A 20,650-nucleotide genomic window follows, 5' to 3' on the forward strand; every position below is an offset into this window, starting at 1 on the left:
TTTACCCCTTCACCTGATGCACAACATCAATCACCGAGCCATCGCGGTAACGCACCACGGCGATTACGCGGTCGGTAAATTTAATCGCTTTGGGGAAGCCGGTGAGGATTTGCGCCCGCTCGCGCAACCACTCGATGGTGACGATTTTCATGCCGGCTTCTTTCAGGCGTTCTGCCAGTTCAGGGCGCGCAGGGTTGACGGCAATACCGTGATCGGTAACCAGAATATCGACGCTGGAACCCGGTGTGATGCAGGTCAGGACGTTATCGACCAGCGTAGGGATTCGGCCACGCACCAGCGGGGCGACAATAATGGAAAGGGCGGCGGCAACGGCGGTATCGCAATGCCCGCCGGAAGCGCCGCGCAACACGCCGTCGGAACCGGTCAGCACATTGACGTTAAATTGGGTATCGACTTCCAGCGCGCTCAACACCACCACATCCAGGCGGTCGACTGATGCGCCTTTCGAGCCCCAGTTGGCGTACTGATTGGCGCTGATTTCAATGTGATTAGGGTTACGAGCCAGCGATTCGGCGGCGGTGCGGTCAAAACTCTGCACATCGAGCAGTTTTTTAATCAGCCCCTTTTCATGCAGATCGACAATCGTTGCGGTGATGCCACCAAGGGCAAAGCCTGCATGAATGTTGCGGCTGCGCATTTTGTCTTCCAGAAAACGGGTCACCGCCAGTGAAGCGCCCCCGGTCCCGGTTTGCAGGGAAAAACCTTCTTTGAAGTAGCCGGAATTGACGACAACATCTGCCGCAGTACGGGCGATGAGCAATTCACGCGGGTTGGAGGTCATGCGTGTGGCATCGGCACCGATTTTGTCGGCATCGCCCACTTGCTCAACCTGCACGATCAAATCGACCTGATCCTGCATGATACTGGCGGGGTTGTGCGGGTAGGGCAGCAGCGCTTCGCTTAGCAACACCACCTGACGGGCGTTTTCGGCATCGACTTTGGCGTAGCCCAGCGAACCGCAGCAGGCTTTGCCGGTGTAGCCATTAGCATTGCCGAATTCATCGCACGATGGAACGCCAAGGAAAGCAACATCGATTTTTAGCTCGCCGCTGTTCACCAGTTGTACACGTCCGCCATGGGAGTGGATTTGCACCGGTTCTGCCAGCAGGCCACGTGAGATTTCTTCTGCCAGCGGGCCGCGCAAACCAGAGGTGTAAATACGCGTCACCACGTTATTGCGGATATGCTCGATTAATGGCGCATGGCAATCGCTCAGTGAACTTGAGGCCAGCGTCAGGTTTTTAAAGCCCATGCTGGCGATGGTCGCCATTACGCTGTTCAGCGTCAGGTCACCGCCACGAAACGCGTGGTGGAAGGAAATCGTCATACCGTCGTGCAGGCCTGAGCGGCGAATTGCCTCTTCCAGCGAATTACACAGCTTTTTGGTGCGTGGTTTTTGCGCCTGCAAATTCAGTTTCGAGACATTCTTATAAGCCGGTAAATCGCTTTCACTGCGGCGACTCCAGGCGGCAATACGTTCTTGTTTCTGCGTCATTTTTTTGCCTTATTCTTCACGAATGCCGGAAAGTGCGGCGCGAGATAACACCAGACGAGCACGTTCGATAACCGGGCTGTCGACCATTTTTCCGTTCAGCGACACCACGCCACGGCCTTCACGGGCGGAGGCTTCGGCGGCTTCCACCACTGCGTTGGCGTGATCGACTTCTTTTTGCGTCGGGGCGTAGAGGTTGTGTAACAGCTCAATCTGGCGCGGGTTGATCAGCGATTTGCCGTCGAAACCCAGTTGTTTGATATGCGCCGCTTCGTGCAAAAATCCGGCTTCGTTATTGGCATCGGAATAGACGGTGTCGAAGGCCTGAATCCCCGCCGCGCGCGCGGCTTGCAGAATGGAACAACGGGCAAATAGCAGCTCGATACCTTCGGGGGAACGTTCGGTGCGCAGGTTGCGCACATAATCTTCCGCACCCAGCGCGATACCAATCAAGCGTGTGGATGAATGGGCAATTGCCACTGCCTGAGTGATGCCTTGCGGGGATTCAATGGCGGCCAGAATTCCGGTGCTACCGGGTTCGCGGCCACATGCGGCTTCAATGCGCGCGATTTCACTTTCGGTATCAATGACGTCTTGTGCGGTGTCGGTTTTTGGCAGGCGCACAATGTCGGCACCGCCGCGCACCACGGCTTCCAGGTCGGCCACGCCATATTCGGAATCAAGTGGATTCACGCGCACGATGGTTTCCACATCCTGATACAGCGGATGTTGCAACGCGTGGAAAACCAGACGGCGGGCGGCGTCTTTTTCGCGCAGGATAACTGAGTCTTCCAGATCGAACATCAGCGCATCGGCCTGATAAATAAAGGCGTTGCTGACCATCGCCGCATTGGCACCCGGCACAAATAACATGCTGCGGCGGGTGCGGTTCTTTTGTTCCGGCGTCATAGGTTTTTCTCCCATGGCAGGGCGGTGATATCGCTTGAGCGAACCAGCAGGGTTTCCAGACGGGCGCGCAGAATGCAGTCCAGCGCGCCTTTGTCGTCAAGAATCAGTTGCGCGCCTTTAACCTGATGGCGAGCGAGGATCTCCAGCACCGTGGCGCGTATGGCTTCGCCAAACTGTTTTTCAACGTTGCTGCTGATTTGCAGGTCGATCTCTTGTGTATCGAGTGGTGCGATGCGGATCATCACATCGCCAGATTCCAGGGTGCCGGCAACGGCTGCATGAGTAATGTTCATTTTTCACCTGTTAATGTGGATTCCAGTTGCCCGCCCACGCTGTTTTGCGGGCGGGCAGCGAGCATGCGTTCTAAGTAGTCGCGAGTGACTTCGGGAACCAGAATGTCGATGGCGGCAAAGTCTTTCTTCACCAGTAGCTTGCGTACCCACGAGGCGGAAATCGCCATGCCGTGATATTGCAGACGTTCAATTTCCACCAGTTCAATCGGCGGAGCGGGGAGCGATGGAGTTTCCAGCCAGTGGCGCATGTCTTTGTTGTAGGTGGCGGTGACTTCGCAATACGGTTCGGTACCGACGAAACGGTGGGTAATACCGAGTGCTGGGGCCAGATACTGACGGAAAATTTTCAGGTCGATTTCGGTGTGGCAATGGTTGAGCACGCCCTGTTCTTTGATGAAGTAACAAGGGAATGTCGCGCGGGAAATGATGTACTCGGAGCCGCGATGGACGGTGAGTTTTTTAATTTCGGCGGTGCCGGAACGCACCAGTGCCAGGCGGTCTTCGTACGGGAAGCGCGAGGTATCCTCTTTCACCAGGAAAACATGCAGCCAGTCGCACTGTTCTGCGGCTTTCTGAATTAAATAACGATGGCCGTGAGTAAAGGGATTGGCATTCATCACGATGCAGCCAATTTTGCTGCCAGCCTGGCGCAGTGTGGTTAAATAACTGGCGTAACGTTGCAGGCGTGTGGCGCTATTTTCCATCAGTACCATCATGCCTGGCACGCTGGTGATGGTGTAAAAACCACATTGCTTAAATAACGCTTCGTTCTGTGTTTTGGTGTAGATAAACAGGTGTGGGCATTGCCGTTCGTAGGCGAGATTAATTAATTCTGTTGCCAGGGTGAGCGCCAGCCCTTCACCGCGTACAGATTCGTCGATTGCCACGCATTTAATTATATTTCCAGCAATGCCTCCGCAGGCGATGAGCTTATCGTCGCGAGTGACCGTAATAAAGACTTCTACCGTCGTATCAATGCTCAGGTCATTTTCACGCAGGAAGTGCGTGATAGCGGACATTTTTATATTTTCGGCGCGTTTAACCTGGGCGAACACGGTATTGCCAAACATGAGTGGTGACTTCCTTGTTTGAGTATATTTGTTGCAACTTATAACGTTTTATTTTCAATTGAGCTTTTCAGCATTTTTTCTGCTGTGGGGAAGATCGTAAGGGGTATTTGTTCGCCAGGTTTTGAACTGTTTCACAAAGGGTTACCTGATTTAAATAGACTTAATGGTTTTTATTTACTTAATTAATTTCTTCGCAAGTTGTGACGTGGTTTTTATTTGTTTAATTGATTTAATGTTCTGAATCTGTGACGATCGATTTTATTAATTTCGCGGTTTTAGAAACAATTTCATTACATTTGTCGAACGCCAGAAAAAGGAAAATCAATGCCGGGAACAGAAAAGATTGGCGTATTGCGACTTTTTCAAAAAATTGCTTTCCCATTAAGAATCTTTTTACTGCTGTTACTGGTATCGACTTTATTGATTGCTGCACTGGGCAAGTATTTAACAGCAAGTTTTGAAGATTATCTCCTCGAACATGTGCGCGATATGGCGATGAATCAGGCGCGGATTATCGCCTCGAACGACAGTCTTATTACGGCGGTCAAAAACAGAGACAGCGCACACCTCGCCGTGATTGTTGGCAAATTATCCACCGGTTCTGATTTTGATTATGTCGTGATTGGCGACAGCCATTCCATTCGTCTTTTTCACCCGAATCCAGAAAAAATTGGCTACCCGATGCAGTGGACCAAGCCTGGTGCGCTGGAAAAAGGTGAGAGCTACTTTATTACTGGCGAAGGTTCGATTGGCATGGCGATGCGCGCCAAGACGCCAATCTTTGACGAGCACGGCAAAGTGATTGGCGTGGTGTCGCTCGGTTATCTGGTCAGTAAAATTGATAGCTGGCGTCTGGATTTCCTGCTGCCGCTCGCCGGTGTTTTTGTGGTTATCCTGATTGTTCTGATGCTGCTCTCCTGGTTGTTTTCTTCCCATATCCGCAGGCAGATGCTGGGGATGGAGCCACGCCAGATTGCGCGCGTGGTGCGCCAACAAGAGGCGCTGTTTGGCTCGGTATTTGAAGGCTTGATCGCCGTCGATAGCGATGGGCTTATCACGGCGATTAATCGCAATGCCCGTAAAATGCTCGGGTTGCGTTCACCAGGCCGCCAGTGGCTGGGGAAACCAATATCTGATGTGGTGCATCCGGCGAGTTTTTTCACTGAAAAGATTGCCGAAGCACGCCAGGACGTGATTTGTACTTTTAACGGGCTGAGTGTGATTGCCAATCGCGGGGTGATTCATTCCGGCCATGCGGCACCCGCAGGCGCGATTGTCAGCTTCCGCAGCAAAGACGAAATCAGCACGCTGAATGCGCAGCTCACCCAAATTAAACAGTATGTGGAGAGCCTGCGAACGCTGCGTCATGAACATTTAAACTGGATGTCGACGCTCAGCGGCCTGCTGCAAATGAAGGAATATGACCGGGTGCTTGAGATGGTGAAAGGGGAGTCTCAGGCGCAGCAAGAGCTTATCGATTATCTGCGCAGTGAGATAAATGACCGCCAGGTGGCTGGCCTGTTGTTTGGTAAGTCTCAGCGGGCGCGTGAACTGGGGCTGGTATTAAATATTGTGCCTGGCAGCCAGTTATCGGCGCTTCCGGAAGGGCTGGATAGCACTGAGTTTTCGGCTATTGTCGGCAATTTACTGGATAACGCTTTTGATGCCAGCCTGAAAAATTCACGCAGCAATAACATTGTCGAACTCTATCTGAGCGATGAAGGATCGGAGGTGATAATTGAAGTGGCCGACCAGGGCTGTGGCGTGCCCGAGACGTTACGTGAAGCTATTTTTGAGCAAGGTGTCAGCACCAAAACTGATAACAAGGACGCACACGGCATTGGGTTATATCTGATAGTCAGTTATGTCAGTCGCTGTGGCGGGGTAATTACGCTGGAAGACAACCAACCCAGCGGTTCTTTATTTTCTGTTTTTATACCGAAAGTGAAAAAGAGCAATGACGCAACCTATTACGATTCTGATTGTTGAAGACGAAACAGCGCTGGCGGAAATGCATGCGGAGTTTATTCGTCAAATGCCCCATTGCGGGCAAGTGTGGCTGGCGGGGAATCTGGCGCAAACCAGAATGATGATTGAGCGATTTAAGCCTGATTTGATTTTGCTGGATAACTATTTGCCCGATGGCCGCGGAATTACGCTTCTGCAAGAACTGGCTCAGGCGCGCTTCCCTGGCGGAGTGGTCTTTACGACGGCTGCAAGTGATATGGATACCGTATCCGATGCGGTGCGCGGCGGGGTGTTTGATTATCTGGTTAAGCCTATTGCCTACGAACGCCTTGAGCAAACACTGGAGCGCTATCAGCAGCGAATGCAGATGCTGGCGAACAGTGCCAGTGCCAGCCAGCGGCAGATTGACGATATGTTCAATGCCTATGCGCGCGGGGAGCAAAAAGAGGTGTTGCCGGTGGGGATTGATGAGCTGACGCTGGAGAAAGTGCAGCTGCTGTTTACTGACCCGGAAGCTCGCCACACTGCGGAAACCGTGGCTGAAGCGTTAAAACTGAGCCGTACCACGGCGCGACGTTATCTGGAGTTTTGTGCCAGCCGCCAGCAAATTATGGCCGAAATAGTTTATGGCAAGGTAGGACGCCCACAGCGCACCTATCGGGCACTGTGAGCGAAGTGCTTTTAGCCGCCAACAACAACGGCAGCAGAAGGCACGAGGATTTCAGTGGCAATAATGACCACCACCAGACCTACCGCAATCGGTACTGAGGTACGTTTAACGACTTCAAATGGGGAAATTTTTGCCATACCTGCAACGGCCACAACCACGCCGGAAACCGGAGAAATGGTACGGCCCAGGTTGGATGCTTGCAACATTGGGATCGCCAGATACGCAGGGTTGATGCCAGAGGAGTGAGCCAGTTTAGGGATCATCTCAACAAAGGCATAGAACGGGGCGTTACCTGAACCGGTAGTCATGGCAGCTAACATGGTGAGAACGACTAACACCAGCATCAGAATGATACTTGCTGAGCCAAACGAGGTGGCAATAGATATCAGGCTCTGGATAAAGCCGATGGTGCTGAGACCCTGGGCGAAGACACCTGCCGCCACCAACAACATCACCACGTTGGCGAAGGCATCAGCCATACCGCGATAGCAAACCTCCAGCCCGGAGAAGACGTTCTGTGTGTTGAAACCACGGAAGAATTCAATGATTGCCGCAATCAGAATACAGATAACCAAAATGGTAATGATGTGTAGTTGTGGGCCCCATTTACCGTCGAAAATCAACACACCAATAATTGGCGTAAATGGCAGAATGGCATAGAAAGAAGGAGCAGTAGTCTGGATTTCGCTGACATCGAGCATTTCATGGCTGATGTTCTCTTTTTTATCCAGGTAGCGTTGCCAGAAGAAGTGGGCAATCGCCATGGCAATAATTGCGGCAATAGAAATTGGCACGGTAGTTTTAAAGGCAAAATCAACCAATGTCATTTCCGCAGCTTTCGCCGCCAGCACCACATCGCCAGAGGTTGGAGAGAGAATGATTGCAGCAGGGGAGGCACAAATTGCCGCCGCAGCGCCACGGCTAATCCCGACGTTCACCATTACCGGGAACAATGTTGCCATCAGCAATACACCCAGGCCAGTCGCAGAAGAGACCGCTAGTGACATCAGACAAGCCACGAAATACGCAGCGATCATCAGAATGTAAGGTGAGTTAATTAATTTCAATGGTTTTGATGCGAGCTTAACGACCATGTCGTTAGCACCAATATGGGTCATATATGCGGCAAAACCACACAGCATCATGATCATCATGCCGAGATCGCCACCACGGCTCATCAGCAAGATTTTGACATATTCGACAATATCGGTTGCGGTGTAACCGGTACTTTCAGCACTGGCAGGTAAAACTTTGTGGCCCATTAAGGCACTAATAATCAGTAATATTAAACCACCGACAAATAATACGCCGGTCGCGGAGTAGCCTTTGATGATGTAGCGAGCTACACCAACAATCACTATCACCCCAATAAGTAATTCAATCGTAGTTAGCATTAAAGCCCCCTGTTGCGTTTGGTCGTCGGCATCTGTTGGCCGTACCTGAACGTAACGCCATGCCAGAAAAATAAAAAATAACGGCTTTAAAGCCGTCTGCGAAAGCGGTGTCAATCTGCCTGAATCACAGGCGACGAGTTCTGATAAGCATCAAAATTTAGCGAGCTTGATTCCACTGCCATAGTGCTTTTGTTGGCCGAGCTGCAATTATGACATTTACTTATTGATATGCGTTATCTATTTGTCGAAGCAATTGTTCTATTAATAACCGATAACCAGGCCCGTGTTTTCGGATTTTACCCGCAGCTTATTTAGCTGTAGTTAACATAAAATTTGTTAAATTAGCTATTGAGTTTTGATGCGGAAATTAACGTGGCTTTAACAAATAAACGAGTGATTCTTTTTATTATTTTGCTGGTTCCAATAAGGGAAGTACCAGCTGCAATGGCAAATCAAACTAGTCTGCTGGGCAATGCCTGGAATACATTGACTGATAACGTTTCACAGACGTGGAATGAACCACAACACTATGATTTGTTTATTCCGGCGATAACCTGGCATGCGCGCTTCGCATACGACGAGGAAAAAATAGAGAAATATAACGAACGACCATGGGGCCTTGGGTTCGGACAAACGCGATGGGATGACAGCGGGAACTGGCATGGCTTGTATTTGATGATGTTTAAAGATTCCTTTAACAAATGGGAGCCAATTGGTGGTTACGGATGGGAGAAAACCTGGCGCCCGCTGACGGATGATAATTTCCACATAGGGCTAGGCTATACACTCGGTGTTACCGCTCGTGATAACTGGAACTACATTCCACTGCCGGTGATCCTGCCTTTGGCATCTGTAGGATATGGCCCGGCGACCTTCCAGATGACCTATATCCCTGGAACTTACAACAACGGTAACGTTTACTTCGCCTGGCTACGCTTCCAATTCTGAGCGGCGGTATAGGCCAGAATCAATCCAAACCCATATGTTTTCTATCTATTGTTTGAAAATACGGGCTGCTGCACACTTTTTAAAAGAGGTAGCAATTTTTCTCACTTTTTAGCTAATCTGGGCTGGACAAAATCCATCACAATTGGTGTACTGGTGTTCGACACAGCATTTGTGTCGTTTTTCATGTAAAGGTAATTTAGATGTCTAAGATTAAAGGTAACGTTAAGTGGTTTAACGAGTCAAAAGGCTTTGGCTTCATTACTCCGGAAGATGGTAGCAAAGACGTGTTCGTACACTTCTCTGCAATCCAGAGCAATGGTTTCAAAACCCTGGCTGAAGGTCAGCGCGTTGAGTTTGAAATCACTAACGGTGCCAAAGGCCCATCTGCTGCAAACGTAATGCCTATCTAAGGCATTACCAGTAGAATATAAAAACCCGCTAAGGCGGGTTTTTTTTGCTTTAAATTCAGTAAAATAGATAAACTTTCACAAAGCTCACCACAATTAGCGTGCTTATCAGCACCGCAGTCCACTCAGCAACACGTTGTTTCGTCATTATTTGCCCCACGCTATTTTTCAAACAGAGTGGCAGACGAAAATTAAGCTAACCTTAACGTGCTACTAATTAGTGGCCGTATGCCAATGAAACTAACCAAAATGCGATGGCGGTCATCGTCAATGAACCGGCGAGGTTCAGTAGCATGTTTAATCCTGCCCATGCCAGACGCCCGTCTTGTAGCAGGAATACCACTTCAGCCGAAAAGGTTGAAAATGTCGTCAGGCCACCGCAAAAACCGGTGGTGATCAACAATTTCCACACTGGGTCGAGATGAGTCATTCTGGTGAACAAGGCCAGGCCGAGGCCGATAATAAATGCGCCTACCAGGTTGGCGACCAATGTTCCAACTGGAATAGCACCATGCACCGGGTTGAATCTCATACTGAGCAACCAGCGCGCAACGCTGCCCGTCCCGCCGCCAATAAACACGGCTAATAGCATCTGTAACACGATGTTTTCCTGTTCGATCTAATGCGCAAGAGAATGAGTGTAACGTCAGTACGGGACGTTTCACACCGGGTATACTGAAAATATTCGCGACCTTTTGGGAAACCACAATGAAAGTTGCCGTAGGGCAGTTTGCAGTGAGTAAAGACTGGCAGGAGAACGTACAAACCTGTCTTGGGTTTATGGCTCAGGCCAACGGCGCGGGAGCACAATTGCTGGTGTTGCCCGAGGCGGTGCTGGCACGAGATGACAATGACCCCGATTTGTCGGTCAAATCGGCACAAACGATGAACGAAGCGTTTATTGAGCAGCTTTGTGAGCAAAGCCGTGATGACCAACTCACCACCATCCTGACGCTGCACATCAAAACCACGCCTGGGCGAGCGGCCAATACTTTGCTGGCGATTCGCGGTGGTGAGGTGATAGCCCGTTATAAGAAGCTTCATCTTTACGATGCGTTTAACGTGCAAGAATCCCGGCTGGTTGATGCGGGAGAAAGTTTGCCGCCAGTGATTGAGATCGCTGGCTTTAAAGTAGGCTTAATGACCTGTTACGATGTACGCTTTCCAGAGATGGCTTTGAGTCTGGCATTAGCGGGTGCGGAAGTGTTAGTTCTGCCAGCTGCCTGGTTGCGTGGCCCAAACAAAGAAATGCACTGGTCCACTCTTCTTGCCGCTCGAGCGCTTGATACTACTTGCTATGTTGTTGCTGCTGGTGAGTGTGGTAATAAAAACATTGGCCACAGCCAGGTTGTTGATCCGCTTGGCGTTGTGATTGCGGCTGCAAATCTGCAGCCGACGTTGATATATGCTGAACTGGAAAGGCAGCATCTTGCCAATGTGCGAGCCATGTTACCGGTGTTGAAAAACCGACGTTTTGCTTATCCACAACTGCTGTGATTATTTTTTGACCAGCTCTTGATTCAACTTGTTACAGGTTGCTATTGTATAGCACGAGAAAATGACCGTTAATTGTCTCAGTGTATGATTCGCCGTATTCACGGCATGCATGATTAAAGAAGGTTGCTATGGGTGAGATTAGTATTACTAAGTTGTTGGTGGTTGGTGCGCTGATTGTTTTGTTATTTGGCACCAAGAAGTTGCGTACACTCGGTGGCGACCTCGGCGCGGCAATCAAAGGCTTCAAGAAAGCCATGAATGAAGACGAGACCGGCGCGAAGTCTGCCAACAATACAGATGCAGCAGCGGACCGTATTACGCACAAAGACTGAGCAAGACTCAGCTTTCACGGACAGATATAAAAAAACCGGCCTTTTATGAGCCGGTTTTTTTGTCACTGCAAATCATAAGTAACGATTTGTTACATCGTTATTTGACTTCCATGCCTTTAGCCTGCAGGTCTGCATGGTAAGAAGAACGTACAAATGGGCCGCAAGCTGCATGGGTAAAGCCCATCGCCAGCGCTTCCGCTTTCATCTCTTCGAACTCATCCGGGCTAACATAACGCTGCACAGGTAAGTGATGGCGGCTTGGCTGCAAATATTGGCCAAGGGTCAACATCGTGACGCCGTGACGACGGAGATCGCGCATCACTTCCACAATCTCTTCATTCGTTTCGCCTAAACCTACCATTAATCCAGATTTAGTTGGGATATCCGGGTGCGCTTCTTTAAAACGCTCAAGCAGTTTCAGAGACCAGTTGTAGTCAGCGCCCGGGCGTACTTTACGATAAATACGCGGTACGTTTTCCAGGTTGTGGTTGAACACATCTGGTGGTGTGGCGGTGAGGATCTCTAAAGCCTTGTCCATGCGCCCACGGAAATCCGGAACCAACGTTTCAATTTTGATCGTTGGGTTTTTCTCGCGAATTGCACTGATGCAATCGGCGAAATGCTGGGCACCTCCATCGCGCAGGTCATCACGGTCTACAGACGTGATAACTACATAGCGCAACGCCATGTCAGCAATGGTTTGGGCAAGTTTAGCGGGTTCGTTGGCGTCTGGCGCGACAGGGCGGCCATGAGCAACATCGCAGAACGGGCAGCGGCGTGTACAAATTGCGCCCAGGATCATAAAGGTTGCCGTTCCGTGGTTGAAACATTCTGCCAGGTTAGGACAGGAAGCTTCTTCACACACCGAGTGCAGACCATTTTTACGCATTGCCGCTTTGATACCCTGAATTCGGGTCGAATCAGATGGAAGTTTGATCTTCATCCATTCTGGTTTTCTTAACAGCTCCTGGCGCTCGGTCACCACGTTTTTAACCGGGATCAGAGCCATTTTATCGGCGTCGCGGTACTTGACGCCGCGTTCCATTACAATGGGTTTACTCATATCGTACGTGTTCCAGTTGCTGAAAAAAAATCAGGCTAATCGAGTGTTTTATTTATCAACTATTTTTTAATAGCGCGCGCAGTATACCATCACTGGGGGGAATAAATCAGCCTGGCAGAGCAGTAAATGGGGAAAGAATTGTAAATGGTTTGTTGGATTGTGCGCTTTTTTACGTTAACAATTGGCAAGCTGACCCCGCAGCGAAAGCCGCGAGGCCGGGATGTCTACACTTTCTCAAATTCGTGAATGATCGCGTCGATGACTTCTTGCAGTATTGCATCGCGCGAGCTGAGTTTGTTGAAGTGCATGGTAGTGCCCAGAGGAATGGCCGATAATCTCTCACATTCAACCGTTTTAAGTCCGAATTGGTGAGAAAACATTTCAAATATTTTGTATGGCATAAAGCCAATGAGTTCGCTGGTGCTGAGCATTGAAACGATGGCTAAGAGGTTATAGCTGCTAAATGTGATTTGGCGGTTTGGTAAGAGCTCATTAATCAGTTGGCGAGTATCGGCCAACAACTCTTCCTGCATAATCAAAAATGTATAATTGACTCCGTGAATATCATTGGCGGAGAAAATTGATTCTGCATTAGGGTGATCGTGGCGACATACCGCAACCAGGCGGTCATCAAACAATTTGTGGCTATTGATTCCGGGGCCATGATGGTGACGATTATCGATAGCAATATCAGCCTGAAATTGTGATAACTGGCGTTCTGCCACTGGCACATTGCGAACAGATAATTTCGGATTCACTTTCTGAATGGCCGAATAGATTCGTGGCATCAATAGTGCGCCTGATGTGGGTGAGCACGCGACGGTGATAATGCGCTCTTTTTCGTAATTATTGTTGATATCTAAGGCGCACAGGATCGATTCAAATCCCTGGCTAATATATTCATGCAAATGTGCAGCATAGGCTGTAGGTGTGACACCTTGCCCCTTACGGATAAACAGTGGGTCAGGGAATGTTGACCTCAATTTTTGGATGGATTGACTGATAGCCGAAGGTGTTAAATTTAACACTTTAGCTGCATTGACGATCCCTTTATGAATGTAGACTGCTTCGAAAATTGTTAATAAATTAAGATCAATATTTCGTAATGCTTTGAAAGTTGGGTGATGATTTTTTTCATATCTGTCCATGAAATGTTTCTCTTTGGTGAACTAACTCTTAATTCCATTCAGATTATATTATTTAAATAATTATGCATTAATGACAGTGATGTATTAGGTGTGAACCATATTAAAAATTAATTATAAATGGAATTATACATTTACCAAATCAATGTCTTAAGTGATTGCTGTTATATATTAATGGTCGATATATTTACATATGAATATAAAAGGTAAGGTGGTTATTTAGTCAGGGGAAGTTATACAAAACTAATCATAAAGTAAAGCGATGCTGAATAATGTCACAGTGAAAACTGCACCGGTTTAAGATGCAGTCGCCATAATAATTAATATCATACAGTTAGATATTTAACTGGTGGATTATTGAGCAGGGCAATAAAGTTATTGATCAGCAATGGTTGAACATCTTCCAGTGATGCTACTGGGCGGAATGAACTCACTTGGGTCATTTCAAGACCAGCGTAACCACATGGATTGATTCGTAAAAAAGGACTCAGATCCATATCAATATTCAATGCTAACCCGTGGAAAGAGCATCCTTTGCGGATGCGTAGACCCAGCGAGCAAATCTTACGCCCATCAACATAGACGCCAGGCGCATCGGCGCGAGGATAGGCTTCTATTCCCAATTCTGCGAGTGTGTTAACTACCGTTTGCTCAAGGATAGTGACCAGTTCCCGCACGCCCAGTTTGCGGCGTTTCAAATTAAGCAGCACATACATCACTTGCTGCCCTGGCCCGTGATACGTCACCTGGCCACCGCGATCACTTTGGATGACAGGGATATCTCCGGGAACCAGTACATGTTCCGCTTTCCCTGCCTGGCCTTGTGTAAATACGCGCTCGTGTTCTACCAGCCAAATTTCATCGGCGGTGGTTTCATCACGGGTATTGGTAAAGTCATGCATCGCCTGTGAGATAGGCTCGTAGGGCTGTAGGCCTAGTTGGCGGATTTGAATAGTATCTTGAGACAAAACATCGTCTCCGGCAGGTTAGAAAGTTGTGGGAGTATATCACAGCGGGAAAAGCAGTACCCGGCCAGCAGGCCGGGTGGCAAATCACAATACCATACGAACGATTTCAATATTACCCAGTTCTGCGTACAGCGTTTCAACTTGCTCAATGTGGGTCGCATTAATGGTAATCGAGACAGAATGGTAATTACCTTTGCTGCTCGGTTTAACCTGCGGGGTGTAGTCACCAGGTGCGTGGCGCTGCACCACCTCAACGACCAAATCAACCAGCTCAGGTTTCGCCAGACCCATTACTTTGTAAGTAAATGAAGTCGGGAATTCGAGCAATTCTTTCAGATTGGTTTTCATGGTAGCTCCAGCGTTACGGCATTAAAAATGATAACTCCCGCCAGCAGGGGCGGGAGTTGCTTTGATTCATAGTATATGGGGATGACTTCTACACTTTCAAGTGTTCAATTATTAACCAAACCAATGGTGGAACATCAGTTTGATGTAATCAATGATTCGACTGAAGAAGTTACCTTCCGGCATTTCCTGAAGTACGACCAGCGGACGCTGTTCGATAGTCTTGCCATCCAGTTGGAAATTGATGGTTCCGACAACCTGGTTCTTTTGCAGCGGCGCGTGCAGTTCGGTGGTGTTCAGCACATAACTGGCTTTCAGGTCTTTCATACGGCCACGTGGGATTGTCAGGTAGACGTCTTTATCAACCCCTAACGATGCACGGTCGTTATCGCCGAACCAGGCAGGTTCTGAGGCAAACTCTTTGCCGGCTTTCAATGGAGAAACTGTCTCAAAGAAGCGGAAACCCCAGGTCAGCAGTTTCTTGCTTTCTGTTTCGCGGCCTTTGTAGGTGCGCCCACCGAGCACTGCCGAAATCAGGCGCATCTGGCCTTCGGTGGCAGAAGCGACCAGATTATAACCCGCAGCATCAGTATGACCGGTTTTGATGCCGTCAACTTGCAGGCTGGTATCCCACAGTAAACCGTTACGGTTAGTCTGGCGGATATTATTGAAGGTGAACTCTTTTTCTTTGTAGATAGCGTATTCGTTTGGTACGTCACGAATCAGTGCCTGGCCGATCAACGCCATATCACGCGCAGAGCTGTACTGACCTTCAGCATCGAGGCCGTGTACTGTCCCGAAATGGGTGTTTTTCAGGCCAAGAGCAGAAACATAGCTGTTCATCAGACCGACGAACGATTCCTGGCTACCCGCCACGAAATCAGCCATTGCCACGGAAGCATCGTTACCGGATTGCAGGTTGATACCGCGAATCAGTTTGGAAACGGGAACTTGCATGCCTGGTTTCAGGAACATCAATGATGAGCCTTTAAATACCGGGTTACCGGTTGCCCATGCATCTTGTCCAACGGTCACAATGGAGCTTTCGTTAAATTTACCGGCTTTCATCGCCTGACCGATGACGTAGCTGGTCATCATTTTGGTCAAACTAGCAGGATCACGGCGCGCGTCAGCATTGGATTCTGCGAGGACTTTGCCTGAGTTGTAATCGATCAGGATGTACGCTTCAGCATCAATCTGCGGCACGCCCGGGATCATGGTTTTAATGTTCAGGTCGTCAGCGTGTGCAACAGCCATCCCCGAAAGAGTGAGGGCAGTTGTTAGCGCCAGACGTTTAACAAAACGAAAAGAAGGGGCTGTATTCATGATTAGAACAACGACATCCATGATAGGAATAAAAAAAAGTGCCTTACTATAGCAAAAGCGATTTTTGCTGGCATCCGTCTTTGCGCATCATTTGTTAATGGAATTTACACTAACTGACGCACAGCGGATGCCAGACATAATCACTTACATAGCGGGTGCGTTAGTGATGAAAGATTGTTGTTGGGCTTCGCTCATCAGGCGTTGTTGCAGTGCGGCAGCTTCGCCTTTGCTGTTAAATGGCCCAAGTTGTACACGGAACATCGCCCCATTACTGGAAACCTTACCCGGTACGCCAAACTGCTGGCTAAGTTTTTGCTGCCATTGGTTAGCACGAGTCTGGTCACTGACCGCACCCACCTGAACTACGTAGTGGCCGCTGGCAGCAGGAACAGCAGCCTGCACGCTACCCTGAACGGAACCTGGGGCGGTAACCGGTGCGCTTTGTTGAACAGTAACGGGCTGAACTGGTGTGACTGATACTGCGGGCGCAGGCTGATCGCTTTCAATTACGCCAGCCGCGAGTGGGGTTGCCGCGCCGAGAAAACCACTGTTGCTCACAGGAGCACCAGTTGTATCTTCACTCTGTAATGTAGAATTACTAATGGCGCGAACGTCACCCTGAGGCGCATCAACAGGCGCAGAAGTTGCTCCCCCCATACCGGTGTTTAAATCCGGTCGAGCGGGTAGGGCATAGGTTTGTTTGGCAACGGTCGTACAGACCGTACCTGGGCCTGACATGGTGCCATCTTGCGCCACCAGAATCGGGTCGATACGGACTTTAGTATTGTTCGAGGTGTTCAGGCGGTCAGCTGCGGCGCGAGACAATGAAATCACACGGTCATTGCCGTATGGGCCACGGTCATTAATGCGCACAATAACCATTCGGCCATTTGCGAGGTTAGTGATTCGCGCATAACTCGGAACAGGCAGTGTCGGGTGTGCTGCCGTCAACGCTGAGGGATCAAAGGTTTCGCCAGATGCAGTCAAATTGCTGCCTGGTTCTGCGTCATAAATGGCAGCAAGACCGGCCTGGCTGAAGTTGGCCGGGTTTTGCACGATTTTGTATTTCTTACCGTTATTTTCGTAATCCTGGTTTACCGAAGGATTCAACGGTTCGAAACGCGGGTCTGCGCCGCTGATTTCAACCACCGGGCCATTACACACCGCGGGTTGCGGTTGCTGGTTCACTTGCTGTTGGTCGCCGTCATCAGACGAGCAGCCAGCCAGTAATGCAGCCACTACACAGATCCCAAGCCAACGCTTTACCATTACCCACCTCATCAACTTACACGCTTTTTGATAACATTTTTCTGTGGGTATGTATCGACATCACGATACCAAACCCGGCCATCAGAACAATGAGTGCCGAGCCCCCGTAACTCACCAGCGGCAAAGGTACTCCGACCACCGGTAAGATACCACTAACCATACCAATGTTAACAAACACATATACGAATAAAATCAACATTAGGCCACCAGCCATAACTCTGCCAAATGTTGTTTGCGCGCGAGCGGCGATCACAAGGCCACGCATGATGAGTAGCAGGTAGAGCGCCAGCAAGACTAAAACACCGACCAGACCTAACTCTTCGGCAAGAACCGCGAAGATAAAGTCAGTGTGGCGTTCGGGTAAAAATTCAAGCTGTGACTGTGTTCCGTGCAACCAGCCTTTGCCGCGCAGCCCACCAGAGCCAATAGCAATTTTAGACTGAATAATGTGATAACCCGCGCCGAGAGGGTCAGTTTCCGGATCAAGCAGCATCATTACGCGAGCGCGTTGATAATCGTGCATCAGGAAGAACCACAAAATTGGAATAAATGCGGCAACCAACAGCACGGCAATACCGATAAGTTTCCAGCTCATACCCGATAAGAACAGAACGAACAGGCCGGATGCGGCGATCAGAATCGAGGTCCCGAGATCGGGCTGAGCAGCAACCAACAGCGTCGGCATGAAAATTAATATCAGCGCGATACCGGTGTTTTTAAGCGTAGGTGGACAAACGTCACGGTTGATAAAGCGAGCGACCATCAAGGGGACAGCAATTTTGGCTATTTCGGATGGCTGGAAGCGCACGACACCGAGGTCTAGCCAGCGTTGAGCACCTTTGGATATTGCCCCAAACGCATCCACCGCGACCAGCAAGATGATACAGACGATGTACAAGTACGGAGCCCAGCCCTCGTAAACGCGGGGCGGGATTTGAGCCATCACGATCATCACCACCAGTCCCATCAGGATCTGGCCGATTTTACGCTCCATCATGTCCATATCCTGGCCACTGGCACTCCAGATAACCAGCGCACTAAAAATAAGCAGCGCCAGAATGGTCACCAGGAAGAGCGGATCGATATGGATTTTATCCCAGAACGACTTTTTGTTTGGATTATCAGTCATGGTTATTGATCCTCTGCACCTGCTGGCGCGGGTGCTTCATCAGGCAGTACCGTGTTGTCATCCCCGAGCATGATATGGTCGAGAATCTGGCGCATGATGGTGCCTACAGCGGGGCCTGCACCGCCGTTTTCCAGAATCATGGTGACGGAAACTTTTGGATTGTCGTAAGGCGCAAACGCCGTCATTAATTTATGGTCGCGTAAGCGTTCAGCAATTTTGTGCGCATTGTAGGTTTCGTTAGCTTTCAGGCCAAACACCTGCGCGGTCCCTGACTTTGCCGCCACTTTATACGGGGCATTGGCGAAATATTTATGAGCGGTACCGTTAGGACGGTTCGCAACGCCATACATCCCGTCTTTGGCGATTTCCCAGAAACCAGAGTGGATGTCGCCGACCGGCGGTTGTACCGGCTGCTGCCACGGCACTTGCTTGCCGTTTTCAACGGTGCTCATCAAGAAATGAGGTACGCGGACGATGCCATCGTTAATCAGAATCATCATCGCTTTACTCATCTGGATTGGCGTTGCCGTCCAGTAACCCTGGCCGATACCGACAGGAATGGTGTCACCCTGATACCACGGTTTCTTAAACCGCTTCTGTTTCCATTCACGGGTTGGCATGTTACCGGCTCGTTCTTCAGACAGATCGATACCTGTGTAATGCCCATAACCAAACTTGCGCATCCACTCACCCATGCGGTCGATGCCCATGTCATAGGCAACCTGGTAGAAATAGGTATCAGCAGATTCTTCCAGTGCTTTGGTGATATTCAGGCGGCCGTGGCCCCATTTTTTCCAGTCACGATAGCGTTTTTCAGAACCTGGCAACTGCCACCAGCCTGGGTCAAATAACGTAGTATTGCGGGTGATCACCCCTGCGCTTAATGCGGACACCGCCATATACGGTTTTACCGTAGAAGCAGGAGGGTAAACCCCTTGTGTGGCGCGATTGATCAGCGGTGTATTCGGGTCATTCAATAAACCGGAATAGTCTTTGCTTGAAATGCCATCGACAAACAGGTTCGGGTTATAACTTGGCATGGAAACCAGCGCCAGAATACCGCCAGTGCGCGGGTCGGTGACCACCACTGCGGCACGGCTTCCCGCCAGCAAGGTTTCAATGTAATTCTGTAGTTTAAGGTCGATAGTCAGATAAATATCGTGCCCGGCCTGCGGTGGTACTTCTTTGAGCTGGCGAATCACACGGCCACGGTTGTTCACTTCAACTTCTTCATAACCAGTTTGGCCATGCAGAACATCTTCGTAATAGCGTTCGATGCCCAGCTTACCGATGTCATGCGTTGAGGCGTAGTTTGCCAGTTTGCCGTCTTTATCGAGGCGCTCAACGTCTTTATCGTTGATTTTAGAAACATAGCCAATGACGTGCGTCAACGCTGAACCGTACGGGTAGAAGCGGCGTTTATAGCCTTTCACTTCCACGCCCTGGAAGCGGTACTGATTCACGGCAAAACGCGCAACCTGTACTTCGGTGAGGTTGGTTTTGACCGGAATTGATGTAAAGCGATGCGAGCGCGATCGCTCTTTCTTAAAGTTGGCAATATCATCATCGGTTAAATCCACCACTGAGCGTAAAGCCTCCAGTGTTGCCTGCACGTCATCCACTTTCTCTGGCATCATTTCAACCTGATAAATGGTGCGGTTAAGTGCCAGTGGGGTGCCGTTGCGGTCATAGATGATGCCGCGGCTAGGAGGGATTGGAACCAGTTTTATGCGGTTTTCATTAGAACGAGTTTGGTAGTCGGTGAAACGGACGATTTGCAAATTATAAAGGTTGGCGACAAGCACACCGCTTAACACCAAAATACCAAGAAACGCGACCAGCGCCCGGCGCACAAAAAGCGCAGACTCAGCTGTATAGTCACGAAAAGAATTCTGTAATTTCATCCGCAGCTTTGTTCTACCTGACGATATTTACTCACGGTGATAAGGATGGTTTGTCGTGATGCTCCACGCGCGGTACAGGCTTTCTGCCACCAGAACTCGCACTAAAGGGTGGGGCATAGTCAGATTCGACAGCGACCAGCTTTGTTCTGCGGCAGCTTTGCACGCAGGGGCGAGGCCTTCCGGTCCGCCAATCAGCAGGCTGACATCTCGACCATCCTGTTTCCAGCGTTCAAGCTGCACGGCAAGGTGCGGCGTATCCCATGGTTGCCCCGGGATATCCAGCGTGACAATTCGGTTGCCCTTGCCGGCCGCTGCTAACATCATTTCGCCTTCTTTTTCGAGAATGCGTTTGATATCGGCATTTTTGCTGCGTTTTCCCGCAGGGATTTCTACCAGTTCAAAAGGCATATCCTTTGGGAAACGACGCAGGTACTCGGTAAAGCCGGTTTGTACCCAGTCAGGCATTTTAGTGCCGACTGCGACTAGTTGCAGCTTCACGC

21 protein-coding genes are annotated in these 20,650 nt (G+C 49.7%); 6 read left to right on the forward strand and 15 right to left on the reverse strand.

From position 1 onward, the window contains the following. Position 1 precedes the first annotated feature (1 nt). Genes citF through citC form a run of 4 tightly spaced genes read right to left on the reverse strand, consistent with a single transcriptional unit; the run spans position 2 to position 3,785 of the window. Positions 2 to 1,516 (reverse strand): citrate lyase subunit alpha, encoded by a 1,515-nt coding sequence (gene citF, locus EC843_RS13700; protein WP_133522404.1) that lies wholly within the window; start codon positions 1,514 to 1,516, stop codon positions 2 to 4. 9 nt (positions 1,517 to 1,525) lie between these two features. Continuing rightward, the gene (locus EC843_RS13705; RefSeq protein ID WP_064548749.1) at positions 1,526 to 2,422 is read right to left on the reverse strand and encodes an aldolase/citrate lyase family protein; all 897 of its coding nucleotides are present in this window, start codon (positions 2,420 to 2,422) and stop codon (positions 1,526 to 1,528) included. Beyond that, positions 2,419 to 2,715, reverse strand: coding sequence for a citrate lyase acyl carrier protein (citD, locus tag EC843_RS13710; protein WP_064548747.1), 297 nt, complete (start codon positions 2,713 to 2,715; stop codon positions 2,419 to 2,421). The genes EC843_RS13705 and citD overlap by 4 nt, the downstream gene beginning before the upstream one ends. Continuing rightward, positions 2,712 to 3,785 carry a [citrate (pro-3S)-lyase] ligase gene (gene citC / locus EC843_RS13715; RefSeq protein WP_121814125.1) on the reverse strand — a complete coding sequence of 358 codons (1,074 nt, stop codon included), beginning with the start codon at positions 3,783 to 3,785 and terminating at the stop codon, positions 2,712 to 2,714. Before citC ends, citD begins: the two co-directional genes overlap by 4 nt. A gap of 324 nt (positions 3,786 to 4,109) precedes the next feature. Between citC and dpiB the strand changes: the two genes are divergently transcribed. Then, positions 4,110 to 5,774, forward strand: a complete 1,665-nt coding sequence (gene dpiB / locus EC843_RS13720; RefSeq protein WP_064548742.1) for a sensor histidine kinase DpiB — start codon at positions 4,110 to 4,112, stop codon at positions 5,772 to 5,774. Continuing rightward, positions 5,743 to 6,423 (forward strand): two-component response regulator DpiA, encoded by a 681-nt coding sequence (gene dpiA / locus EC843_RS13725; protein WP_064548740.1) that lies wholly within the window; start codon positions 5,743 to 5,745, stop codon positions 6,421 to 6,423. The genes dpiB and dpiA overlap by 32 nt, the downstream gene beginning before the upstream one ends. 11 nt (positions 6,424 to 6,434) lie before the next feature. Here dpiA and dcuC read toward each other — a convergent pair whose 3' ends face one another. Next, on the reverse strand, positions 6,435 to 7,817 hold the full coding sequence (gene dcuC / locus EC843_RS13730; protein WP_064548739.1) for an anaerobic C4-dicarboxylate transporter DcuC: 1,383 nt from the start codon (positions 7,815 to 7,817) through the stop codon (positions 6,435 to 6,437). Between the two features lie 393 nt (positions 7,818 to 8,210). On the opposite strand from dcuC, the gene pagP reads away from it, so the two are divergent. Then, a complete protein-coding gene (gene pagP / locus EC843_RS13735; protein WP_064548785.1) occupies positions 8,211 to 8,765 on the forward strand; it encodes a lipid IV(A) palmitoyltransferase PagP in 555 nt (184 codons plus the stop codon). A gap of 200 nt (positions 8,766 to 8,965) precedes the next feature. Continuing rightward, on the forward strand, positions 8,966 to 9,175 hold the full coding sequence (cspE, locus tag EC843_RS13740) for a transcription antiterminator/RNA stability regulator CspE (protein WP_004100146.1): 210 nt from the start codon (positions 8,966 to 8,968) through the stop codon (positions 9,173 to 9,175). Positions 9,176 to 9,389: 214 nt separating this feature from the next. On the opposite strand, the gene crcB is transcribed toward cspE, so the two are convergent. After that, the gene (crcB, locus tag EC843_RS13745) at positions 9,390 to 9,773 is read right to left on the reverse strand and encodes a fluoride efflux transporter CrcB (RefSeq protein WP_064548736.1); all 384 of its coding nucleotides are present in this window, start codon (positions 9,771 to 9,773) and stop codon (positions 9,390 to 9,392) included. Positions 9,774 to 9,880: 107 nt separating this feature from the next. On the opposite strand from crcB, the gene EC843_RS13750 reads away from it, so the two are divergent. Together EC843_RS13750 and tatE are read left to right on the forward strand one after the other, a co-directional pair. Continuing rightward, positions 9,881 to 10,669, forward strand: a complete 789-nt coding sequence (locus EC843_RS13750) for a deaminated glutathione amidase (protein ID WP_064548734.1) — start codon at positions 9,881 to 9,883, stop codon at positions 10,667 to 10,669. Positions 10,670 to 10,797: 128 nt separating this feature from the next. After that, a complete protein-coding gene (gene tatE / locus EC843_RS13755; protein WP_064548732.1) occupies positions 10,798 to 11,001 on the forward strand; it encodes a twin-arginine translocase subunit TatE in 204 nt (67 codons plus the stop codon). A 97-nt stretch (positions 11,002 to 11,098) separates the two neighbouring features. On the opposite strand, the gene lipA is transcribed toward tatE, so the two are convergent. The 9 genes from lipA to rlmH all read right to left on the reverse strand — a co-directional run bounded on the left by lipA (position 11,099) and on the right by rlmH (position 20,648). Further along, on the reverse strand, positions 11,099 to 12,064 hold the full coding sequence (lipA, locus tag EC843_RS13760) for a lipoyl synthase (protein WP_064548730.1): 966 nt from the start codon (positions 12,062 to 12,064) through the stop codon (positions 11,099 to 11,101). 224 nt (positions 12,065 to 12,288) lie between these two features. Beyond that, the gene (locus EC843_RS13765; protein WP_133522405.1) at positions 12,289 to 13,212 is read right to left on the reverse strand and encodes a YbeF family transcriptional regulator; all 924 of its coding nucleotides are present in this window, start codon (positions 13,210 to 13,212) and stop codon (positions 12,289 to 12,291) included. A gap of 323 nt (positions 13,213 to 13,535) precedes the next feature. Beyond that, positions 13,536 to 14,177 carry a lipoyl(octanoyl) transferase LipB gene (lipB, locus tag EC843_RS13770; RefSeq protein ID WP_133522406.1) on the reverse strand — a complete coding sequence of 214 codons (642 nt, stop codon included), beginning with the start codon at positions 14,175 to 14,177 and terminating at the stop codon, positions 13,536 to 13,538. An 84-nt stretch (positions 14,178 to 14,261) separates the two neighbouring features. Continuing rightward, positions 14,262 to 14,525 (reverse strand): DUF493 family protein YbeD, encoded by a 264-nt coding sequence (ybeD, locus tag EC843_RS13775; protein ID WP_064548724.1) that lies wholly within the window; start codon positions 14,523 to 14,525, stop codon positions 14,262 to 14,264. Between the two features lie 111 nt (positions 14,526 to 14,636). Then, positions 14,637 to 15,848, reverse strand: a complete 1,212-nt coding sequence (gene dacA, locus EC843_RS13780; protein WP_064548783.1) for a D-alanyl-D-alanine carboxypeptidase DacA — start codon at positions 15,846 to 15,848, stop codon at positions 14,637 to 14,639. Between the two features lie 144 nt (positions 15,849 to 15,992). Next, entirely contained in the window at positions 15,993 to 17,117 is a 1,125-nt protein-coding gene (gene rlpA / locus EC843_RS13785; protein ID WP_133522407.1) for an endolytic peptidoglycan transglycosylase RlpA, read from the reverse strand. A gap of 16 nt (positions 17,118 to 17,133) precedes the next feature. Further along, positions 17,134 to 18,246, reverse strand: coding sequence for a peptidoglycan glycosyltransferase MrdB (gene mrdB, locus EC843_RS13790; RefSeq protein WP_064548720.1), 1,113 nt, complete (start codon positions 18,244 to 18,246; stop codon positions 17,134 to 17,136). 2 nt (positions 18,247 to 18,248) lie between these two features. Next, on the reverse strand, positions 18,249 to 20,150 hold the full coding sequence (gene mrdA, locus EC843_RS13795; protein WP_064548718.1) for a peptidoglycan DD-transpeptidase MrdA: 1,902 nt from the start codon (positions 20,148 to 20,150) through the stop codon (positions 18,249 to 18,251). A 27-nt stretch (positions 20,151 to 20,177) separates the two neighbouring features. Further along, on the reverse strand, positions 20,178 to 20,648 hold the full coding sequence (gene rlmH / locus EC843_RS13800; RefSeq protein WP_034456714.1) for a 23S rRNA (pseudouridine(1915)-N(3))-methyltransferase RlmH: 471 nt from the start codon (positions 20,646 to 20,648) through the stop codon (positions 20,178 to 20,180). Positions 20,649 to 20,650: the final 2 nt, after the last annotated feature.

The sequence above is a fragment of the Buttiauxella sp. JUb87 genome, assembly GCF_004361975.1.
GTDB classification, from domain to species: Bacteria; Pseudomonadota; Gammaproteobacteria; order Enterobacterales; family Enterobacteriaceae; genus Buttiauxella; species Buttiauxella ferragutiae.

Coding starts and splice junctions, on each gene's coding strand:
- citF (WP_133522404.1), bottom strand. CDS start 1,516: ATGACGCAGAAACAAGAACGTATTGCCGCCTGGAGTCGCCGCAGTGAA.
- EC843_RS13705 (WP_064548749.1), bottom strand. CDS start 2,422: ATGACGCCGGAACAAAAGAACCGCACCCGCCGCAGCATGTTATTTGTG.
- citD (WP_064548747.1), bottom strand. CDS start 2,715: ATGAACATTACTCATGCAGCCGTTGCCGGCACCCTGGAATCTGGCGAT.
- citC (WP_121814125.1), bottom strand. CDS start 3,785: ATGTTTGGCAATACCGTGTTCGCCCAGGTTAAACGCGCCGAAAATATA.
- dpiB (WP_064548742.1), top strand. CDS start 4,110: ATGCCGGGAACAGAAAAGATTGGCGTATTGCGACTTTTTCAAAAAATT.
- dpiA (WP_064548740.1), top strand. CDS start 5,743: ATGACGCAACCTATTACGATTCTGATTGTTGAAGACGAAACAGCGCTG.
- dcuC (WP_064548739.1), bottom strand. CDS start 7,817: ATGCTAACTACGATTGAATTACTTATTGGGGTGATAGTGATTGTTGGT.
- cspE (WP_004100146.1), top strand. CDS start 8,966: ATGTCTAAGATTAAAGGTAACGTTAAGTGGTTTAACGAGTCAAAAGGC.
- EC843_RS13750 (WP_064548734.1), top strand. CDS start 9,881: ATGAAAGTTGCCGTAGGGCAGTTTGCAGTGAGTAAAGACTGGCAGGAG.
- tatE (WP_064548732.1), top strand. CDS start 10,798: ATGGGTGAGATTAGTATTACTAAGTTGTTGGTGGTTGGTGCGCTGATT.
- lipA (WP_064548730.1), bottom strand. CDS start 12,064: ATGAGTAAACCCATTGTAATGGAACGCGGCGTCAAGTACCGCGACGCC.
- EC843_RS13765 (WP_133522405.1), bottom strand. CDS start 13,212: ATGGACAGATATGAAAAAAATCATCACCCAACTTTCAAAGCATTACGA.
- ybeD (WP_064548724.1), bottom strand. CDS start 14,525: ATGAAAACCAATCTGAAAGAATTGCTCGAATTCCCGACTTCATTTACT.
- dacA (WP_064548783.1), bottom strand. CDS start 15,848: ATGAATACAGCCCCTTCTTTTCGTTTTGTTAAACGTCTGGCGCTAACA.
- rlpA (WP_133522407.1), bottom strand. CDS start 17,117: ATGGTAAAGCGTTGGCTTGGGATCTGTGTAGTGGCTGCATTACTGGCT.
- mrdB (WP_064548720.1), bottom strand. CDS start 18,246: ATGACTGATAATCCAAACAAAAAGTCGTTCTGGGATAAAATCCATATC.
- mrdA (WP_064548718.1), bottom strand. CDS start 20,150: ATGAAATTACAGAATTCTTTTCGTGACTATACAGCTGAGTCTGCGCTT.